Genomic DNA, 19,713 nt, shown 5'->3' with positions numbered 1-19,713 from the left:
TTAGAAACAACAATAAACTCAAAAAACGTAGAAACGTTATTATATGAGCGAAGAAAACAACAATTACGAACACGAAGAAGAGTTAACAAACGAAAATCAAGCTGAAAATACAGAAACCATTACCAAGGTAACGGGAATGTATAAAGACTGGTTTTTAGATTATGCATCGTATGTAATTCTGGAGCGTGCAGTTCCTTCTATAGAAGATGGGTTTAAACCTGTACAACGTAGAATAATGCACTCTATGAAAGACCTAGATGATGGACGTTACAATAAAGTAGCAAACATTGTAGGACATACCATGCAGTATCATCCACACGGAGACGCTTCTATTGCAGATGCCATGGTACAAATGGGGCAGAAGGAGTTGTTAATAGACATGCAAGGAAACTGGGGAAATATCTTAACTGGAGATAGAGCTGCAGCTTCCCGTTATATTGAAGCACGTCTGTCTAAATTCGCTTTAGATGTTGTTTTCAATGCAAAAACTACCGAATGGCAATTATCATACGATGGTCGTAAAAATGAGCCTGTAAACCTTCCTGTAAAGTTTCCATTACTATTAGCACAAGGAGCAGAAGGAATTGCAGTAGGATTGTCTACCAAAATTTTGCCACATAACTTTAATGAATTAATAGATGCTTCTATTAAATACTTACGTGGTAGAAGTTTTTCAATAGTGCCAGACTTCTTAACGGGTGGAATTGCCGATTTTACAAATTATAGCGATGGTAAAAGAGGAGGTAAAGTACGTGTAAGAGCTAAAATTTCACAATTAGATAAGAAAACATTAGTTATTACTGAAATTCCATTCAGTACCACAACATCGTCTTTAATAGATAGTATTTTAAAGGCAAATGATAAAGGGAAGATAAAAATTAAGAAGATTGAAGATAATACAGCAGCAAATGTAGAAATCTTGGTGCATCTTCCTCCAAACATATCGCCAGATAAAACCATAGATGCTTTATATGCATTTACCAATTGTGAAAGTTCAATATCACCGTTGTGTTGTATTATTGAAGATAACAAACCTATTTTTATTGGTGTTTCTGAAGTATTAAAGAAATCGACAGACTTTACGGTAGAATTACTGAAAAGAGAATTAGAAATTCAGTTAAATGAACTAGAAGAACAATGGCATTTCTCTTCATTAGAACGAATTTTTATTGAAAATAGAATCTACCGAGATATTGAAGAGCAGGAAACATGGGAAGGAGTAATAGAAGCTATCGATAAAGGATTAGCACCTCATACTAAACATCTAAAACGCGATGTTACCACAGAAGATATTATTCGACTTACCGAAATTAGAATTAAAAAGATTTCTAAGTTCGATATAGACAAAGCAAAGCAATTTATAGAGAGTTTAGAAGAGAAAATAGCTGAAGTAAAACATCATTTAGATAATCTAATTGAGTTTGCTATTGATTACTTCAAAGATTTAAAAACAAAATACGGTAAAGGAAAAGAGCGTAAAACTGAAATTAGAATCTTTGACGACATTGTTGCGACAAAAGTAGTAATGCGTAATGCAAAACTTTATGTAAACAGAGAAGAAGGATTTATAGGAACTTCTTTAAAGAAAGATGAGTTTGTTGCAGAGTGTGCAGATATAGATGATGTTATTGTTTTTAAGGAAGACGGAAAAATGTTAGTTACCAAAGTTGGAACTAAAACTTTTGTGGGCAAAGGAATTATTCATTTAGCAATCTTCAAGAAAAAAGACAAACGTACTGTTTACAACCTAATTTATAAAGACGGAACACGCGGACCTAGTTATATGAAGCGTTTTAATGTAACTTCAGTAACTAGAGATAAAGAATACGATTTGACCAATGGAAATAAAGGATCTAAAATCTTGTATTTCTCTGCAAATCCTAATGGAGAAGCAGAAGTAGTAACTATTTTGTTACGTGCTGTAGGAAGCATTAAAAAATTAAAATGGGATTTAGACTTTGCAGATTTAGCCATTAAAGGAAGAGGTGTAAGAGGAAATGTAGTATCTAAACACCCAGTTAAGAAAGTTGAATTTAAAGAAGCTGGAGTATCCACATTAAAACCACGTAAAATATGGTTCGACGATACTGTTAGAAGATTAAATGTAGATGAAAGAGGGGAGTTGTTAGGAGAGTTCAGAGCAGAAGATAAAATCTTAATTGTTACACAATCAGCAAAAATAAAAGCGGTAACGCCAGATTTAACCATGCATTTCGATAACGATATGATCGTTTTAGAAAAATGGAAACCTAACAAACCAATTTCTGTTATTTATTTCGATGGACATAAGGAACGTTATTTTGTAAAACGATTCTTATTGGAAACTCCAGATAAGGAAGAGGTATTTATTTCAGATCATGAAAAATCGCAATTACAAATTGTAGCAACGGATTATAGACCTGTAGTTGAAGTGGTTTTCTCTAAGAGAAGTTTGCCAAGAATGGAGGTGAATTTTGAAGAATTTATCGCTGTTAAAGGAATAAAAGCAGCAGGGAACCAGTTAACCTTAGCTAAGATTAGAACAGTAAATATGTTAGAATCGTTGCCTTATGAAGAACCAGAGCAAGAGAAAGTAGAAAATATAGAGGTGAATGATGAGGAATTGGTAAATGAAGATACATTTGATAACGATTTTAAAGAAGACAAAGCTAAAAAAGCATTAGCAGCAGCAATTAAAAAGAAAAAAGAAGGGGCAGAAGACGAGAATCAAACAGAACTATTTTAAATGAAAAGAAAGCATTTATTTTTATTCTTAGCAATATTTGGACTCTGTTATACTTGGTATTACAACATTCAGTATTTTCAAGTAGCAGAGGAGCCCTCGTTTGTAAATTTCTTTGCTGAAGCGAAATCTAATTTTGCAGGAAAATCTTTAAGTGCAGATTTACTAGTAGTGGTTATCGTCTTTTTTGTGTTCTATATACCAGATGCTATTAAGCTAAAAATAAAATATTGGTGGGTATTAATTCCCTTAACCTTTATCATAGCTGTAGCATTTACGTTTCCGTTGTATTTATACTTAAGAGAAAATGCATTAGAAAAACAAAAATTAAGTGCGTGAATGAATTCATAAAATATCTGATTGATTTAGAAAGTCTTCCTGGAATCATAGCTTATGTTGTACTTGTTTTACTCATTTCGTGGATGATTTCTAGAGCAATTAGATATATCATTCTCCTAATTATTAAATCGAGAACATCCGATCGTTTTGGTAGAACTAGCATTCAGTTTTTAAGAAACTCTGTAAACTTCTTTGTAGGCTTTTTTGCAATGATCTATATTGTAGTTACCATTCCTACATTACGAAGTAAAGCTACCATTATTTTCTCAGGAGCCGGTATTATTGCAGCTATTATAGGTTTTGCTGCACAAGCGGCACTTTCCAATTTAATTGCAGGAGCTTTTATTGTTATTTTCAAACCTTTTAGAGTAGGGGATTATATAAAATTAGACGATGCAAGAGTAGGAATTGTTGAAGATATTACATTACGTCATACAGTAATTAATAACTTTGAAAACAAACGCTTAATTATTCCTAACTCTGTAATTAGTACAGATTCTGTACTAAATCATACCATACAAGATTCACATGTATTGAGCTTCAATAATTTTAAAGTTGGATTAAAAGCAGATATAGATTTAGCAAGAAAAATTATTCAGGAAGAAGCTATCAAACTACCAATGGTTATGGATGCCGATAGTACTTCTATAGACGTTCGTGTAATAGACATTCATGAAGGATATATTCATATGAGAGCCTATGTTTGGATGAACGAACCTTTCCAAGAATTTAAAGGAAAATGTGCGCTAAAAGAAGCTGTACACAAACGTTTCCTTACCGAAGGTGTAGCATTACCTATTCCTATACATAAAGTAATAAAGATGTAGCAGAATTGTCTTCTGAACGTGTTGTAAACTATAGAAAAATTATGGCTTTATGAAGAAGGAGGCTGAGCTCCGTCGAAGCCAACGACTGAAGTAATCTTTCATTAAAAAGTGTATTGTTTCGTATTCCTACCTAATCACCTAAGTGAGCTAAAAACTAGCAATTAATTTTATACGTTGTTATCTGCAGTTTTTTTTCTATTTAATTTAATTAACCAATAGAATAAATAAATATTTCCGATAATTGTTGGCAAAAACCAACTCCAAATACCAAGAAACGATTGATTAACTACAAAAGCTGTAGCTGCAACTAAATAGGCGCCTATCATTTTGGTTAAATGTATATTAAGCCAGTTCCTCTTGGTTTTATTTGAATTTTGAAAAAGCAAAAGATCAATGACACCAAATACTATACTCACCGCTCCAAAATAGAATAAAACAATGTTAATTTTGCCATTTAATAGAATCGGGTAAATCATCATCGTAAGTCCTACGAGTATTATTAAACAAGCAATAATTTTATCTAACCAAAGTGATGCATTTTTTATCTTAAAAGTTAGACTTCTATAACCTCCAATAATAAAATATAAACTGAATAGTCCAAGGCAGAAGAAAAATGGACTTTGGTGGTTGGGTATTAAAGATACCACAAGAGAAATTAATGCGGATGTAAGCAATGCATAATAAAATACTTTACCTGATTTCTTGTGATACCAATTCCCCTTTTTTGCAATCATTGAAATTGCTCCTGAAATTAAGGCGATACCGCCAAATCCAACGTGGGTTAAAATTAGTATTTGTGTAATGTTTTCAATTTCCATTTGTTTATTTTATTTATCGCTAATTCTTATACGTTGATATACAATGTATGTAGCTGTTATTATTTAATTTTTTTGTTCTTGTTCGATATGATTTTGATTTCCATTTATTGCCGTTGTAAAATACATTGGACACTTCAAGCATAACAGGAGTAATGATTAAAATAAGCTATCTTTTTAGAATATTTGGAATTCTCCAAATGGGATTTATTTTTTGTTTATACATTTTAGTAATGATAAATTATTAAACATTTGTTTTATCATTTTATGTATCAAAGTGCAAATTTAGATAGAAAATTAATCTGCTCTATGCTATGTATAAACTTGGGTATTTATTACTTGATACGAATTTTTTATTCAAGAAAGTCTGTCGTGCTAATATTGAACTTATTTTTTGATATCGTTCAATTTGTAGTTTTAAAACGCTTATAACTTTAACACCATAAATATCTCTATGTTTGAGATAAGAAATCAGCGGAACAAATATTCTTTCTGTAAGAATTTGACTGCCGTAAACATATAATTTCGAATATTTATGTCTAAATTCTTTTCTGGTACTTATTTGTAAAACTTGATAGTATTTTGAAGAATTAGTTTGCGAAAACATATCCCCATCGTTAACGGTTAGACCGAAAATTATAAGGAAGGAAATCAGATATTTTATATATTTTCTCAAATTATCAATCTTTTTCACATGTTGGACAAGGTATGTGTATTGGTTGGTGTTTTTATATTTAAATATAAGTTTATAAAGCTAACGAATTTTTAATAGAATCAAAACTATTTCAACCTCATAGGATCATATTCCAATAGATAATTTGTTCTCTTTTCTCGTATTTTATTAATTGTTACTAACGTCCCGGCTAAAATGCCGTGCAACGGTTATGTTGGCTGGACAAGCATTTTAACCATTGTTGTATACCGTTTTTTCTATTTATACATATCCAGTGCGTATTCCACATTTTCGTTGTTCAGCTCTTTCAATCTTTTTAGCGCAGCAGTTGATTTCTCCGAGTCAATCGTTTTTACTGTTTGTACGCATTTTCTTAAAGTCGATTCTAATTCATCCTCGTATGGTCTGAAAGTTTCTTTGTTCAAAGCGATATAGAGAATTGGTTCTACAAATCGATCATCCTTGAGACCTCCTAAATAAATGGTATTTACTATGTCTTCGTGTTGATTATGCCACTTTCCAAAAGAGCTTTTTCAATCAAATCATATTGATTAGAATCAATGTCTTTAGCTTTTTTAAAATCTAGACATTCAATCAACTCTTCCTCGCTCTCTTTTTCAACTATTATTTCATTTTTGTTTTAATGGCATGCAACGATTTCGTATAACCGTCAGTTATGGGTTAATATGCGTTAGTTTTTAGGTTTAGCACTGACGTTAGCAATTCTGAGTGTGTTTGGACATAGTCGAATCCGTCGTAATTGCGGCTATGCATTGTTATAAATAGTTTTTTATTCTTTCCCAAACTCCTATTTTGTTCACATTATAAAGTATTACAAAAAAATACTCCACTAGTATAAAACCAACGGAGTATGGGTGTGTGAGTAATTATAATTAAAGTTTGATTAGTTTTCAAATTGCTGTTGAACAGCTTTTAAGTTTTCAAGAAAACCTAAAAAGTGTGCGTGTTTCTTACTATTTAAAGCATAATTATTTTCTAAATCGGCTTCAATAGCTTTTAACTCTTCATCTTTTTTATCTTTAGCAGCAATATCTGCTTTTCCTTTTAACTCTTCTATCTTTTGAGTAAATCCAGCAATTTCTTTTTGATGGTGATGAATATGTCCTTTTAATTCTTTAATAATTCCAAGAGCTTTATCATGACCTTCATTTATGGCAGCCATTTCACCAGTCCAAAATGTAACTGCTTCATCTAAAGAAGAAAATTTCTTAATAGCAGCTTCTTCAGGTAATGCAGTAATCACAAAAGGCTTGTTTTCAAAAACTCCTTGAAGTGCAGATAAATTGTTTAAGAATACACCAAAGTGTTCATGTTTCTTCATATTCTTATTGCATACTTCTAGAATTTTTCCTTCTAACTCAGTTACTTCTTTTTGCTTGCTCTTTCCTTTAAGACTAGCGATTACTAATTTAGTACTATCAATATAAGCTCCAAACTCTCGAATGCTCTTTTTATGATTGTCTATCTTTTGACCAAATCCATCCATAATAGACAAGGCTTCATCGTGCCCATTATTAATAGAATCCATTTCACTACTCCATTTGTTATAAATTTCTTTGTATTTCTGACTTTGACTTTCTTTTTTACATGAAGCTAATAGTCCGATTATAGCGAATAAAAATATGAGTTTTTTCATTTTTTAATTATTAATTGTTGATGTTATAAATTTAGTTAAAATTTTCTTAAAAATTGTATTTTATGCTTTTAACTAAATGTTTTTTTGTATTAAAAATTGATTTAGTTTAAATTAAATGACTCCAAATGAAATAGGGGAGCATATATTTTTTTAAAAATTTGCTCGTTACGGTTATAAATTTTTGCTCCTATTTTAACATGACTACTAAATTCTGAGTCCATACTTAATTGCAAATCCTGTATTTTGGCGAGCAGATATCTAGATATTACAGGAAATCTGGGATCATCTGTTTGCCAGAGTAATGTTGCAAATTGCCTTTGATGCGAAATTTTATCGTAGAAATTATCTAATCCTCTTATTTCTGAAAATTGTTGTTTTTGCAATGCATCTTTAACAATTTTATTGTCATCTGATAAAACGAATGTAATTTCTGTAATATTCTTCGTAACAATTAATGCATACATTTCTCGTATCGTATCTCTAGTAAATGATACAGAATTACCAAGAGTTGTCCAATAGTAATTTTCTTCTTGAAAAGTACTATTAATAACAGTTTCTATATGATCTGTTGGACATACAAAGTATAAATGCTTCTGCATAAATTTCTGTTGAGAAAAGGGGATTATTCTATAGGTTATTTCTTAGATTATAAGCTTTTAAGATCAACTACTTCAAAATTTCTAGCGTCAAAGTAATCGTCTAATCCATAATCTGTATTAATAATTACACCACCTAATAAAACTACTTTATCTACACTAAATTCATTTTTACAAGTCTTAATGTATTCATGAATCTTTTTATCAATAATTTTATAAGTAGCATCTGTAATAGCTTTTTGCTGATTATCGCTTTTTAAGATTTCGTTGCGATATGGTAACAAACTCTCTTCAAGCTTCATTTGCTGATAATCATCTTCATTTAAAACAGGTGTATAATTTTCATCTTGAATTCTACTCAAAGCAAGCATAAGAGCACCACAAGAATTTCCAGTTTCTTCTTGGCGAGGTCTATACATTTTACCTAAGTCACCATCTAGAGTTAAACCAATGTGCGGTCCATAAAAAATAAAGGCACTACCTTCATCAGGAATATGATGTGCAAAAGCTGTCATTCCAGTTTGCCCAGCAAAAGGAACGCCACCTAAACCTCCCATAATAAAAGGACCAAATAATACATTGAAAAAAGTAGTAGAAGGAACATTAATGTCATCTGAACATACAGATGTTGCCATTAATACTTTGGACACATTAATTTTGTGTTCGTTTTGCATTTTTCCCAAGTAATGAATAGATGTGTCTTTGGCATCCATTGCATTTGGATAATATTCTTTTACGGCCTGATCAAATTTTCTCTGTAACATACTTATTTGGTTTAATAAGAATTCAATTGTGAGTTCTCTTGTTTCTGTAAATATAAGAGATATTTTTAAATGCAACATTGTTGCGTTTAAGAATTCTGAAAGAAAATTTTAGAATACTAGGGAAGTAGCAATCTATTAATTTGGTTTGTAGTAGATGTTAAATGTTTTATTATGAGTTTTTTGACAAGAGTAATACTTCTTTTTGATAAGCTTCATTAGCATTACACCATTGATGCTTTTCTGCTACTTTTAAAGGAGCCATACGTTGATTTGAGTTTTTAAAACCAAACTTATAATAGAAGTTTTGTAAATTTTCAAAAGGTAAACACCAAATAGTTGTGTTTTTAAAAGGATTGTGTTCGCATAAATAGCTCACGATTTTATCAGCAATTCCTAAACCTCTATGATTAGGAAAGACATAAATTCCGCCAAGCTCTATATTTTGTTCATCAATGATAACCAAACGTCCAAGTCCTGCAGGTTGATTTTCAATACTAGCAATAATGATAAATTCGTTATCAAAATTTGAAGCCACAAAACCTACATCCTCATACTTTGAATTAATCCATTCAATTTCATGTGCATTCGCTTGACGTATTGTGATTTCTTTCATGTTGGTTTGTCTTTTTTCTACTCTTAATGAAGTCTATTATAGATATAATGTTAGAGGATAAAATACTGATTCCTAAAATAAAATCATAATTAATTTCATTCCAATGAATACTTCTTATTCCATTCTCGCAAGCAGTACATTCAATAACTTTTAGGTTTGCGTATAAAGAAGAAATTAAAATTATAAAAACTATAAATATGAGAGTTCTTAAAATTATATTTTTCAATATAATTTTTATCTCTTGATGAATAGTATTTATTGAAAAATATAAAAATGTAATACCAAAACTTATATAATAAAAATTACTAGCAAAGAAGTAAAAGTTTTTACCTATAAACCTAATTTGATTTGAAGTAGACCAAAGGAAAATATTTTGAATTTGTGTTCTAAAAAAAGAGTAGGATAGAACAGCAATTGTAATACCAATAATAAAGGAAATAATTCCAATAAAGATATACTTTATCGATTTCATGTTGTTCAGTATGAGTTAATCAGCATTAAATTCTCTTAATACAGGTAATGCCTTGTTCTCAAAGTCAAATAACGCTTGATTTTCCCATGGTGAAGCATCTGTAGCTTGTGGACCTTTCCAAGAAATTAATTCAGCGCCCCAATAACAAAAGCCAATTCCATTATTAACCTCTTTATTTAGCTTTTTAATTTCTTTAATAAATAAAGATTGTCCCGCAGGAGATGCTGGAAATAGATGTAATATTAATTGATCTTCCAAACCAACAATATTGTTTGTCCAATCGTTCCATTCTAGTGTAAAAGGATACGCAGTTTCAGCAATGACTATCTCCTTATTGTATCTACTACTGAGTTGTTGCATGGTATTTTTTAAATTGCTTAAAGATTTACCATGCCAAATAGGATAATAAGAGAAACCAATAATATCGTAATCAATTGAACTTACTTGATTGAAAAACCAATCAGCATTTTCGATACCAGCAAAATGCATAATCGTTTTAGTTTTAGGAGAATGTTCTTTAACAGCAGAAACCCCAGATTGTAATAAGGAAATGAATTGAGAATGATTGTTGGTTATATGTCCGTAAGGATGTAAAAAACCAGTATTTATTTCGTTTCCAATTTGAATATAATCTGGCTGTAACGTTGTAACTACCTTTTTGGTGTAGGCATAAACGCTATCTTTTAGTGCATTAAAAGGAATACCTTGCCATTGTGTTGGTGTTTCTTGTTGGCTAGGATCTGCCCATGTATTTGAATAGTGAAGGCTTAACCAAGTTTTAAATCCATGATTTGTAAGTGTTTCTGAAAAGGTTTTTACTTCATCAAATCCAGAATGATTATTATTTGGATGAACCCAAAGTCGTAACCTAACTGTATTTACACCATTTTCCTTTAAAATGTCAAGAAAGTTTTTAGGAGTACCATTCAAATCTTTAAATGTAGGATTTAAGTTTGCTATTTCAGGATAACTAGAAATATCTACAGCCGCAATAAAGTCTGAATTCTCATCTTCTGGAATATCAGTGTTTATACTTTGTTCTTTATTACAAGAAGTAATTATAAAAAGACAAAGAAAAAAAGTAAGAATTCTATACAAAGTATTTTTATTTATTGTTTTTATTCAATTTAGCCACCTCAATAGAAATGAATTTAGGTAAATAGTTTGGTGTACAGCCTTTCACAGCAACTTCATCTTTGTAAAGTCCTGCTTTTTCTCCAATGGCAATACATTTTGCTCGGTATTCTTCTTGAAATTTGCCTATTTGTCCTGCGGTAAAATTCATAGCCCATTGTACTTCGGGTTGCTCATGTATCATATTCTTTTCTATAGTAGATAACAATTCTTCTGTATTGGTATGGTCTGTATTCCCTGTCCATCTTAATCTTGCTTGGTAATACCAAAATACTCTTCTTTGTAATGTAGAAGAACTGTCTTTCCATGATAGCATTAGGTTGACAAGCGTTTTATCTTTTGACAACTGATTTGCCATTAACCAATCTATTAAATGGGTACGTTCATCATATTTATGATTTTGAATATCGTTATCTAGCTCATTTATAATTGCTTGAGAAAGCAATTTTTTATCCATAATTAAAATGGCCAATTGTCTAGGTAGAAATTCACCTGTAGACCATAATTCCATTGCTATTTCATGATCTTTCTTGATTTCTTTTGCCATTTTCCGCAAATCACCAAGCTTAGTATTTGAATTGATTTGAGCGTAGTGTTTATTTGCTGAAGGAGAAAGTACCATTTCTATTAATTTAAATGAACATTATTATAGTTTCAGATTTAAAATTACTAAATAATATGAAATAATCTAACTTATTAGACATTTGGGAATTTTAAACCAAATGTGAAAGAGCATTATATAGTAAATGAGTTCGTAAAAAGACTTTTTAATTATTCCTTTTCTGCTAACAATTCATTGATAAACTCTTCAAATTCATTTTTAAAATCAATGTATTTCTGTCCAGTAGCGGGTCCGTTAAAACCTGTGTGAATCTTTCTAACATTTCCTTTCTTATCAAGAATGACCGTAGTAGGGTAGGATAATACATGATTTAACATTGGTAGTTTTTCTTGAGCAGAAATTTTATCTGCAGATCCGTATTGCGCTAACAAAATAGGATAGGTGATTCCTATTTGTTTTTTTAATCTATTAATAAGTTCGAAAGCTTCATTCTGTGTTTTAGCAACTTCAAAAGCTAGTCCAACAAAAGCAAGATCTTTTGATTTATACTGTTTATAAAACTCAGAGTAAAACTTACTTTCATCTAAACAATTAGGACACCAAGTTCCCATAATTTGAACTACGGTAACTTTATCTTTGAATGCTTTATCTTTTAAAGAAACAAGTTGTCCTTTTTCATTAGGAAATGAAAATTCAAAAGTGTCGTATCCTTCTTTAAGATGCGTTAATTCTTCAGCATTAGGTAATTCGTAATTATTATTCAATTTAGCTGTAAAAGGTTCTTTCCAGTGATTTCCAGAGTAAAATGTTCCTTGCATTGTAGAGTCTGCAACAGTTGCTGTAAAGAGAAAAGCATGTGCACCATCAAAAGTTGAAAGCTCTAAACGGTTTCCATTTATAACACCTTCTAAATAACGATAATCTCCTGTGGTAGTTCTAAAAGTTCCTGTGACTTTATTGTTTTCTTGAGAAAAGATTCCTTTCGCTATATAACGATCGTTTTCAGTATCAGGACTAAATACAGTTTCCCAATTTCCTGTTACAGATTGTGTGGGCTTTGTAGTAGTGGTAAATCGAGGTTGATTTGGACTCGCAGAAAAAGGAACAACTCTATCTAAACTAGGTTTTATAAAATATCCTTTAAGCTCTTTATTGGGTTTTAGTTTAGCTGAAATATAGCCTTCGAAATAAGGTAGCTGTATTTTAATAGAATCATTTTCATAAGTTATTTCATGTACATCAATAACTTCTTCTGCATTGAAAATTTTTAGATACCCTTCATTTAAAACTTCAAAAGTAAAAGGAATTACTTGCTCGTCTTCTATGTGTAAAATACCTCTATAATTTCCTTTGGTGAGTTTTTGAGGTATAGGTTTGGTTTTACAAGAAAGGAATAATAAAGCAATAAAAAGGTAGTAAAGAGTTTTCATGATTGATTTAAAATAAATTAAACAGTGTAAACACCATGCAATATAAGTACGAAATAGCACTAATAACTTACAAAAACAAAAAATCGCTTAGAAATAACTAAACGATTTTTTAAAATATGTGTGTGTTAATTATTGATCACTTCCAATCCTTGTAAGATCTTCAGTTTCTCCAATCTTATCAAAGTCAATAATTAAACCATCTGTTTTTTTAAGTATGAAGTTTAATAGCATTGTACCAATAATACCAGCAATAAATCCGATAATAAAATACATTACAGGTATTAAAATAATGGCAAAAATACCACCTCCAGCTATAGCTCCGAAAATACCTAACTCTCCAGAAGCTGCACCAATTAGACTTCCAAATAAAAAGGCAAATCCAGCTACAACCAGACCAAGTAAAGCTAGTAATGATCCATAAACAATTCCAGCTTTTACTGGATCAATTTTTCTAAGCTTAAGTTTTAAGTTACTCATAGTTTTTTGAAGTTTTATAAAGTTATTAGTTAGTGAGTTACAAAGTAAAAAAATAAAACGGCACATGCAATTTAGAATGCCGTTTTTATAATATGTATTACTTTTTTTACTCAGTTCCAATAGACTCTATTTCTGATTTGTTTCCAAGCCCTTTTGGATTTTCTCCCCATTTATTCGGACCATAATCGCTATCAGTACAAAACCAAACTAATAAAAGTATTGGTCCAACTAACGGAATAGCACCTATAAAATAGTACCAACCACTTCTACCAACATCGTGTAATCTTCTTACTGCTACAGCTAATGAAGGAATTATTGTTGCCACGAAATAAATAAAATAGAAAACTCCTGGAGTACCTATAATCACATCTAAAATAGATGCAGCTATAAGGAAAATAATTTGGAATAAGATGAACATCCAATATTCTTCTCTTCGTGCTCTACCTTCAAAAGTTGCATATTCTTTTAGGACTTTTACATACCAATTCATAATGATTAAAATTTATATAGTTAATAATTGATTTACTTTTTTCTAAAACATTCCGCGCAATTTCAGCTCTAAATATTTGTTAATAGTATCTCCCGTAAGATTTTGAGGTTTAGTGAGTACAGATTGAATTCCGTACTTCCTTAATTCATTTGCGATTTGTTTCTTTTCGTACATGAATTTTTCAGCAATAACTTTATCGTATACATCGTGTACGGTTGTAGCTTTTTCATTTACAATTTTGTTTAATTCTGTATTTTGAAAGAAAACGACTAAGAGTAAATGGTTTTTAGCAATCGCTCTTAAATAGGGGAGTTCACGCTTTAATGCGTCTAATGTTTCAAAGTTTGTATATAGAATTAACAAACTTCTACTTGGTATTTTACGTTTTACAGCAGCATACAATAAACTGTAGTCAGATTCTAAAAAGTCGGTTTTAATGTTGTATAAAGCTTCAGAAATTAAACTCATTTGAGAGTTTCGTTGTTCTGCAACAATAATATTATCAATCTTTTTAGAAAAAGAAAACATTCCAGCTTTATCTTGTTTTTTAAGAATAGCACTACTTACAGCTAATGTAGCATTAATGGCATAATCTAATAATGTGAGGTTTTCAAAGTGCATTTGCATTTGTCGTCCTTTATCTATAATAGCATACACGGGCTGGGATTTTTCTTCAACATATTGATTTACCATTAACTGGTTTCTCTTAGCAGTAGCCTTCCAGTTTAAAGTTCTAATATCGTCTCCAATAATGTATTCTTTAATTTGCTCAAATTCTAAAGAGTTACCAATGCGTCTTATTTTCTTACTTCCATAACTCGTTAAATTATTAGAAATTGCTTTAATATTAAGCTCTTTTAACTTTAAAAAAGAGGGATAACATTTTATAGTTTTTTGTTTACTTAAAATGTATTTTCTTTTAGCTAACTGTAGGGGAGTGGAAACATAAGCGTTAGTATTTCCAAAATCATAATCGCCTCGAACAAATGGAGTTACTTTATAGGTGATTTCTCGTTTTTCTTTTGGTGAAAATTGAGAAGTAATATTAAAATTTCGTTCTTGTAGTTGATAAGGAAGTTCTTCTAATAAAGTAACATTCGTTGTAATGTTATAATTATTTTGTACCTGTAAAACAATCGTATTTTCATCACCGTTAGATAATTTCTCAGGAAGTATTCTTTCTACGTGAAAAGCGTCTTTTACTATAAAAAGAAAAAACAAATCAATAACAGTAATCGCAACAAGAGTAAATAATAAAACTTTAGCTATGGAAAAAAATGAAGGAATAAAAAAACCGACTACAAACAATGCAGCTACTATGGTTAGACCATAGAAAAAACGGTTGTTTAAAAACAAAAAGTTAACAATCTTCTTCATTTAGTTTAGCGAATTATATTATCTAGGAATTTCTACTGCTTCTATAATTTGTTCTATAATTTGTCGACTAGTAATTCCTTCCATTTCTCTTTCTGGAGTTACAATTACACGATGTTCTAATACAGGAATGGTCGCATTTTTAATATCTTCTGGAGTTACAAAATCACGTCCATTAATAGCAGCAAATGTTTTAGATGCTTTTAAAATAGCAATACTTGCCCTAGGTGAAGCTCCTAAGAATAGAAAAGAATTTGTGCGCGTATTTACTACGATATTAGCAATATATTCTAATAAGTTCTTTTCTACTTTAATTTGTGTAATTAAGTTTCTGTATTTTAAAATTTCAGAACCAGTAATAACAGTTTCAATCTTATCTAGTTTTAGGTCTTTTTCTAAAGCTTGCTCCCTGGTGATAATTTCAAGTTCTTGTGCAGCAGAAGGATAGTTTACGTTAATTTTAAATAAAAAACGATCTAATTGAGCTTCTGGTAAACGATACGTTCCTTCTTGTTCTATTGGGTTTTGAGTAGCCAATACAATAAAAGGAGCGTTCATTTCATAACGTGAACCATCTATTGTAATTTGCTGTTCTTCCATTACTTCAAACAAAGCAGCTTGTGTTTTAGCAGGAGCACGGTTTATTTCATCAATTAAAACCATATTCGAAAAAACAGGTCCTTTTTTAAACTCAAATTCGGTAGTTTTTACGTTAAAAACAGAAGTTCCTAAAATATCCGATGGCATTAAATCTGGCGTAAATTGAATTCTACTGAAATCAATGTCCATTGCTCTAGATAGTAATTTTGTAGTCATTGTTTTGGCAACACCAGGAACTCCTTCAATTAAAGCATGTCCATCAGAAAGAATAGCAACGATTAATAAGTCAATCATTTCTTTTTGACCTACAATTACTTTGTTAAGTTGTGTTTTAATTTTATATACACTCTCTTGTAATTCAGATAAATCTATTCTGTTTTCAAATTCTAAATTATCGTTTGTATCTAATGTTTCTTCCATAATTATTTATTTTGTAAAAAGTTCTCAATGAGTGTATTTAATCGTACAAGTTCGTCTTGTGTACATTCAGACCTTTTGTTTAAAGCTACAATTGTATTTATTAAATATTTTGTGGTATGTAGAGAGTTACCAGATTTTGCGGCTAGTTTCTCTATAAAGTCACTGTTTAAATTATGTGTTTCTAAATGGTACTTAGAGCGCATTTGCTCTAAGAAATAAGTTATCTTTTTACTTACTATATTCTTATGATTTTCTTCCTTTAAATAAAGGTTAGCTATAGTATGCGTAAAGTCTTGTGTAGAGTTTTTTAGCTTTTTTACTTCCGGTATTGCACGTTGTTTTCTTCTATAATTTGTAAATAAAAATAGTAATAAGCCAATAAAAGCAATATATAGTGACCACCTTAAAGAAGGATGTTTCATAAAAAAGTTCAAAGCAGAAGTAGTGTCTTTTTCGTTTTGAAATTTACTAGATCTTATTTGTGGGTCCCAAATGATAGTCCTGTTAGGTAAATAAGAAAAGACATTCGCTGCATAATCTTCTTTACCATTTAATAAAAAGAAATTGGTAAAAGCAATAGGTTGCGTATGTAGAAAAATATTTCCCTTTTGATATTTAATTTTGATGAAATTAGGTTGTTGATTCCCATTTATTTCTTGCGTACCAAGAACAGTAGTGTGTGACGAATCTATTTTAGAAAAATAGTTTTTTCTAATGTTTCTATCAAAGGTAAAAGCGGTGTCTTTGAATTTTTTGTTTTTGAGATATAAAGTACCATTAAGAGCTCTTAAAGCTTCAATAGTGTACACTTCGTTATCTAAATTTTCTGTTTCAAATTTAAGGGCTTCACTAAGGTAATCATTAAAATGATTAAGAGAAAAGAAAGCATCATTTCCAGCGCCTACAAATTCTAATATTTTATTTGTTGTTTCTTCATTTAATCTATATGCCGAAGGTTTTACACACACATAATTCGCAAAGTTAGGCTCGTAATCATAATAGATGTCTATAAAATAATCGTAAACATGTTGTTTTAAAATGATAAAATCATCATTATGAAACATTAGTTTAGCTTCTTCAGTAAGAATATAGGTGCCAAATGGATCTGTAGAACGTTCTCTAAAATTTTCTCTCCAATCTGTTTTGCTACAACCTACTAAAACAATAGAAAGGAGCATGAAAAGAATGAATGTGTTTTTTTTCAATTTCATCAATTACAATTGTTTTAAAAAGGATTGATATTTGTCTTCAATAGCTTGAAAGCTTGTAGCATCTACTGCAAATTCACCATACCAAACATAGTCGTATAGATATAGCAAATAGGAGAACGGCTTACGGAGTTCTACTTTTTTCAGATCGAATATATATTCAGAATTGGTTTTATCATTATCATACTTAATTAATTCTTTTTCAGTCATTTTTTTCAATAACAACAAATAGTAAAATCGTGTAGCTTTTCTGAAATTTCCTTGTTGCTTGGCAATTTTTAATAACTGCTCATAATCATCGCTATCAATAGTAGTTTCTTCTTGAGTAAGATTTACACTTCGTTGTACAATTTTTTTCTTTTTAAAATTCCATAAAGAAGTATCTCCAGCAAGAACACTTTTTACAATAATAAAAATTACAAGTATGGCAAGTAAGTAAGGAAAAACAGTAGCAAAAAAGTTGAGTATTCCTTTTGTTAAATTAATATTAGATTGGCTTGGTTTTTTAACAGGTTCAGGAGCTTCGTATTCTTGATATTGAAAGTCTTTACCGCTATATTTTTCTGATAAATTCTCTTTAATCTCTCTTTTTTGAATGTAGTCGATACCATACTCTACATATTCATAACTATTTTCTTCAATAACTTCTTCTTCTTGAGAGAAAACAAGGAAAGTACAGCAAAACAAAAAGTAAATTAGTAGTATCTTTTTCATTGTTCTAAAGCGTGTTTTGCGGCTACTTTATAAGGAAATATTAAGTAATAATAAGATATAGAAAGTAGGCTAATTAAAATAATGAAAATACAAACTATTGCTGGTACTTGATTGTAAAAACGAGTAACATAACCTTCTAAAAAAGCTGCTACAAATGTAAAAGGAATGGTGCTTAAGAAAATAAAAAAGGCTTCTCGCAATCCTTTTTTAAAGGATTCTAACCTTTTTAAGGCTCCAGGAAATAGAATGCTTGCACCAATAATATATCCACAAGCAGCTTCTATAATCATGGCAAAAATTTCGTAAGTACCATGAATCCAAATACCTTTTAAACTATCTAAAAAACTGTTATTCTGATAAAAGAAAGCTTGAAAAACAGCTACCATAATGCCATTGTGAATAATATAATAACCAGAACCAATACCTAAGAAAAGTCCCGATAAAAACATATTTAAACCAACTCTAAGATTGTTATTGAAAATTCCAATAAAACTTCCCCAATTACTTCCGTTTTTATAAATAGCTAAAGCATCACCACTTTCTATATTTTCTAAGGTTTCGTCAACATAATTATTGCCTAATATCTGACGTGCAAAATTCTCATCGTTAAACGTAGATAGCAAACCAATAAAAAAACATATAAAGAAAAAGATAAAAGAGATGTAAATATATTTTCTGTGCTTATAAGCTAATAAGGGAACTGTTTCAAGGAAAAAAGCTAAAAATGTGTTCTTATCCTGTTTTTTAGTATGATAAATTTTAGCATAACTTTTTTTAGCTAGTTTATTTAAATAAGGAACAACATTACTTTTGGGGTAAAATGATTGAGCATACGATAAATCATTCATGATTTTAATATGCAAATCTGCTATTTCGTCTGGAGTTTTTTCTATTTTATTTGAAATTACTTCCTCAAATTCAAGCCATTTTTCTTTATTTTGCTTTATAAAAGCGATCTCTCTCATAGAGACAAATGTAAAAATTGTATGAAAACGTTACAAGTAAATACAACACAAAATGTTAACATAAATTTTGAGATGGCAAACGTAGGTCAAAGATTGTTAGCTTTTGTGATTGATAATGTAATTAAATTAGCATATATAATGCTAATTATAAGACTATTCAACTTCTCTTTAATAGAAGATGCAACAGGAAATGATTATTGGTCTATAAAAGCAATAGATGTCTTACTTTTCCTACCTGTTACTTTTTATTCTTTGTATTCTGATATTTTAATGAATGGGCAAACTTTAGGGAAAAAGATATTGAAAATTAGAGTCATTAATATTGAAGGTTTTAAGCCTTCTATCACAGATTATATTATTCGTTGGTTTCTAAGAATTGTAGATTTTAATTTATTCATTTTAATTTATGTCTATGTTGCTTCTATGGGACTTACGAATGAAAGTTTTGCTTTGATTTATATGATTTTCCTTATTGGGAAATTAATTGGTTTTTTTATGATTGTTCTGACGAAGAAAAATCAAAGAGTAGGGGATATTGCTGCACAAACTGTAGTAGTTTCTTTAAAAGATGAAGCAAGCTTTTCGAAAACAATTTTAGAGAATATCAAAGAAGATTATAAACCGACCTACGCGAAAGTGATTAAGCTATCAGATAACGATGCTCGAATTATTAAAGATACTTATACAAGAGCCAGAAATCAAAAGGATTATAGCACATTAATTAAGTTGAGAAAGAAAATTGAGGAAGTAACTGGAATTTCGAAATCTGAAAAACAATCAGATATTGATTTTATAGCAACAGTTTTAAAAGATTTTAATTATTACACACAAGATTAACATACAAAAGAGGCTAAATCACAT

General features: G+C 30.1%; 19 protein-coding genes. 4 read left to right on the top strand and 15 right to left on the bottom strand.

Annotated features, from left to right (window positions below; translation table 11 throughout):
* Positions 1-43 precede the first annotated feature (43 nt).
* Genes ACKTTC_RS09605 through ACKTTC_RS09595 form a run of 3 tightly spaced genes read left to right on the top strand, consistent with a single transcriptional unit; the run spans position 44 to position 3,888 of the window.
* Positions 44-2,725, top strand: coding sequence for a DNA gyrase/topoisomerase IV subunit A (locus tag ACKTTC_RS09605; RefSeq protein WP_408039599.1), 2,682 nt, complete (start codon positions 44-46; stop codon positions 2,723-2,725).
* A complete protein-coding gene (locus tag ACKTTC_RS09600; RefSeq protein ID WP_408039598.1) occupies positions 2,726-3,061 on the top strand; it encodes a DUF2834 domain-containing protein in 336 nt (111 codons plus the stop codon).
* On the top strand, positions 3,058-3,888 hold the full coding sequence (locus ACKTTC_RS09595) for a mechanosensitive ion channel family protein (RefSeq protein ID WP_408039597.1): 831 nt from the start codon (positions 3,058-3,060) through the stop codon (positions 3,886-3,888). Before ACKTTC_RS09600 ends, ACKTTC_RS09595 begins: the two co-directional genes overlap by 4 nt.
* 167 nt (positions 3,889-4,055) lie before the next feature.
* Here ACKTTC_RS09595 and ACKTTC_RS09590 read toward each other — a convergent pair whose 3' ends face one another.
* From ACKTTC_RS09590 to ACKTTC_RS09520, 15 genes are all read right to left on the bottom strand, one after another.
* Positions 4,056-4,706: a DUF2306 domain-containing protein gene (locus tag ACKTTC_RS09590; RefSeq protein WP_408039596.1), complete on the bottom strand. Its 651-nt coding sequence runs from the start codon at positions 4,704-4,706 to the stop codon at positions 4,056-4,058.
* Positions 4,707-6,280: 1,574 nt separating this feature from the next.
* Positions 6,281-7,033 (bottom strand): hypothetical protein, encoded by a 753-nt coding sequence (locus ACKTTC_RS09585; RefSeq protein WP_408039595.1) that lies wholly within the window; start codon positions 7,031-7,033, stop codon positions 6,281-6,283.
* Positions 7,034-7,134: 101 nt separating this feature from the next.
* On the bottom strand, positions 7,135-7,632 hold the full coding sequence (locus ACKTTC_RS09580) for a hypothetical protein (RefSeq protein ID WP_408039594.1): 498 nt from the start codon (positions 7,630-7,632) through the stop codon (positions 7,135-7,137).
* 47 nt (positions 7,633-7,679) lie between these two features.
* The gene (locus tag ACKTTC_RS09575; protein ID WP_408039593.1) at positions 7,680-8,393 is read right to left on the bottom strand and encodes a hypothetical protein; all 714 of its coding nucleotides are present in this window, start codon (positions 8,391-8,393) and stop codon (positions 7,680-7,682) included.
* A gap of 169 nt (positions 8,394-8,562) precedes the next feature.
* Entirely contained in the window at positions 8,563-9,006 is a 444-nt protein-coding gene (locus ACKTTC_RS09570; protein WP_408039592.1) for a GNAT family N-acetyltransferase, read from the bottom strand.
* A gap of 487 nt (positions 9,007-9,493) precedes the next feature.
* Complete coding sequence (locus ACKTTC_RS09565; protein WP_408039591.1) at positions 9,494-10,576, bottom strand: glycoside hydrolase family 53 protein; 1,083 nt, start codon at positions 10,574-10,576, stop codon at positions 9,494-9,496.
* Positions 10,577-10,583: 7 nt separating this feature from the next.
* Positions 10,584-11,234, bottom strand: a complete 651-nt coding sequence (locus tag ACKTTC_RS09560; RefSeq protein ID WP_408039590.1) for a DNA alkylation repair protein — start codon at positions 11,232-11,234, stop codon at positions 10,584-10,586.
* Positions 11,235-11,383: 149 nt separating this feature from the next.
* On the bottom strand, positions 11,384-12,604 hold the full coding sequence (locus tag ACKTTC_RS09555) for a peroxiredoxin family protein (protein ID WP_408039589.1): 1,221 nt from the start codon (positions 12,602-12,604) through the stop codon (positions 11,384-11,386).
* A 129-nt stretch (positions 12,605-12,733) separates the two neighbouring features.
* Positions 12,734-13,081 carry a hypothetical protein gene (locus tag ACKTTC_RS09550; protein WP_408039588.1) on the bottom strand — a complete coding sequence of 116 codons (348 nt, stop codon included), beginning with the start codon at positions 13,079-13,081 and terminating at the stop codon, positions 12,734-12,736.
* Positions 13,082-13,187: 106 nt separating this feature from the next.
* Positions 13,188-13,571 carry a DUF805 domain-containing protein gene (locus ACKTTC_RS09545; RefSeq protein ID WP_408039587.1) on the bottom strand — a complete coding sequence of 128 codons (384 nt, stop codon included), beginning with the start codon at positions 13,569-13,571 and terminating at the stop codon, positions 13,188-13,190.
* 42 nt (positions 13,572-13,613) lie between these two features.
* Entirely contained in the window at positions 13,614-14,948 is a 1,335-nt protein-coding gene (locus ACKTTC_RS09540) for a DUF58 domain-containing protein (protein WP_408039586.1), read from the bottom strand.
* 18 nt (positions 14,949-14,966) lie between these two features.
* Positions 14,967-15,965, bottom strand: a complete 999-nt coding sequence (locus ACKTTC_RS09535) for an AAA family ATPase (RefSeq protein WP_408039585.1) — start codon at positions 15,963-15,965, stop codon at positions 14,967-14,969.
* A gap of 2 nt (positions 15,966-15,967) precedes the next feature.
* Complete coding sequence (locus tag ACKTTC_RS09530; RefSeq protein ID WP_408039584.1) at positions 15,968-17,176, bottom strand: hypothetical protein; 1,209 nt, start codon at positions 17,174-17,176, stop codon at positions 15,968-15,970.
* 3 nt (positions 17,177-17,179) lie between these two features.
* Positions 17,180-17,887, bottom strand: a complete 708-nt coding sequence (locus tag ACKTTC_RS09525; protein ID WP_408039583.1) for a hypothetical protein — start codon at positions 17,885-17,887, stop codon at positions 17,180-17,182.
* Positions 17,884-18,852, bottom strand: coding sequence for a stage II sporulation protein M (locus ACKTTC_RS09520; RefSeq protein ID WP_408039582.1), 969 nt, complete (start codon positions 18,850-18,852; stop codon positions 17,884-17,886). The genes ACKTTC_RS09525 and ACKTTC_RS09520 overlap by 4 nt, the downstream gene beginning before the upstream one ends.
* A 21-nt stretch (positions 18,853-18,873) precedes the next feature.
* Between ACKTTC_RS09520 and ACKTTC_RS09515 the strand changes: the two genes are divergently transcribed.
* Complete coding sequence (locus ACKTTC_RS09515; protein ID WP_408039581.1) at positions 18,874-19,689, top strand: RDD family protein; 816 nt, start codon at positions 18,874-18,876, stop codon at positions 19,687-19,689.
* Positions 19,690-19,713: the final 24 nt, after the last annotated feature.

It is taken from the genome of Tenacibaculum amylolyticum (assembly GCF_964511145.1).
In the GTDB taxonomy this organism is placed as follows: Bacteria; Bacteroidota; Bacteroidia; order Flavobacteriales; family Flavobacteriaceae; genus Polaribacter; species Polaribacter amylolyticum.
Note: the sequence above shows the minus strand (reverse complement) of the source record. Positions and strands in the feature narration are given on the sequence as shown.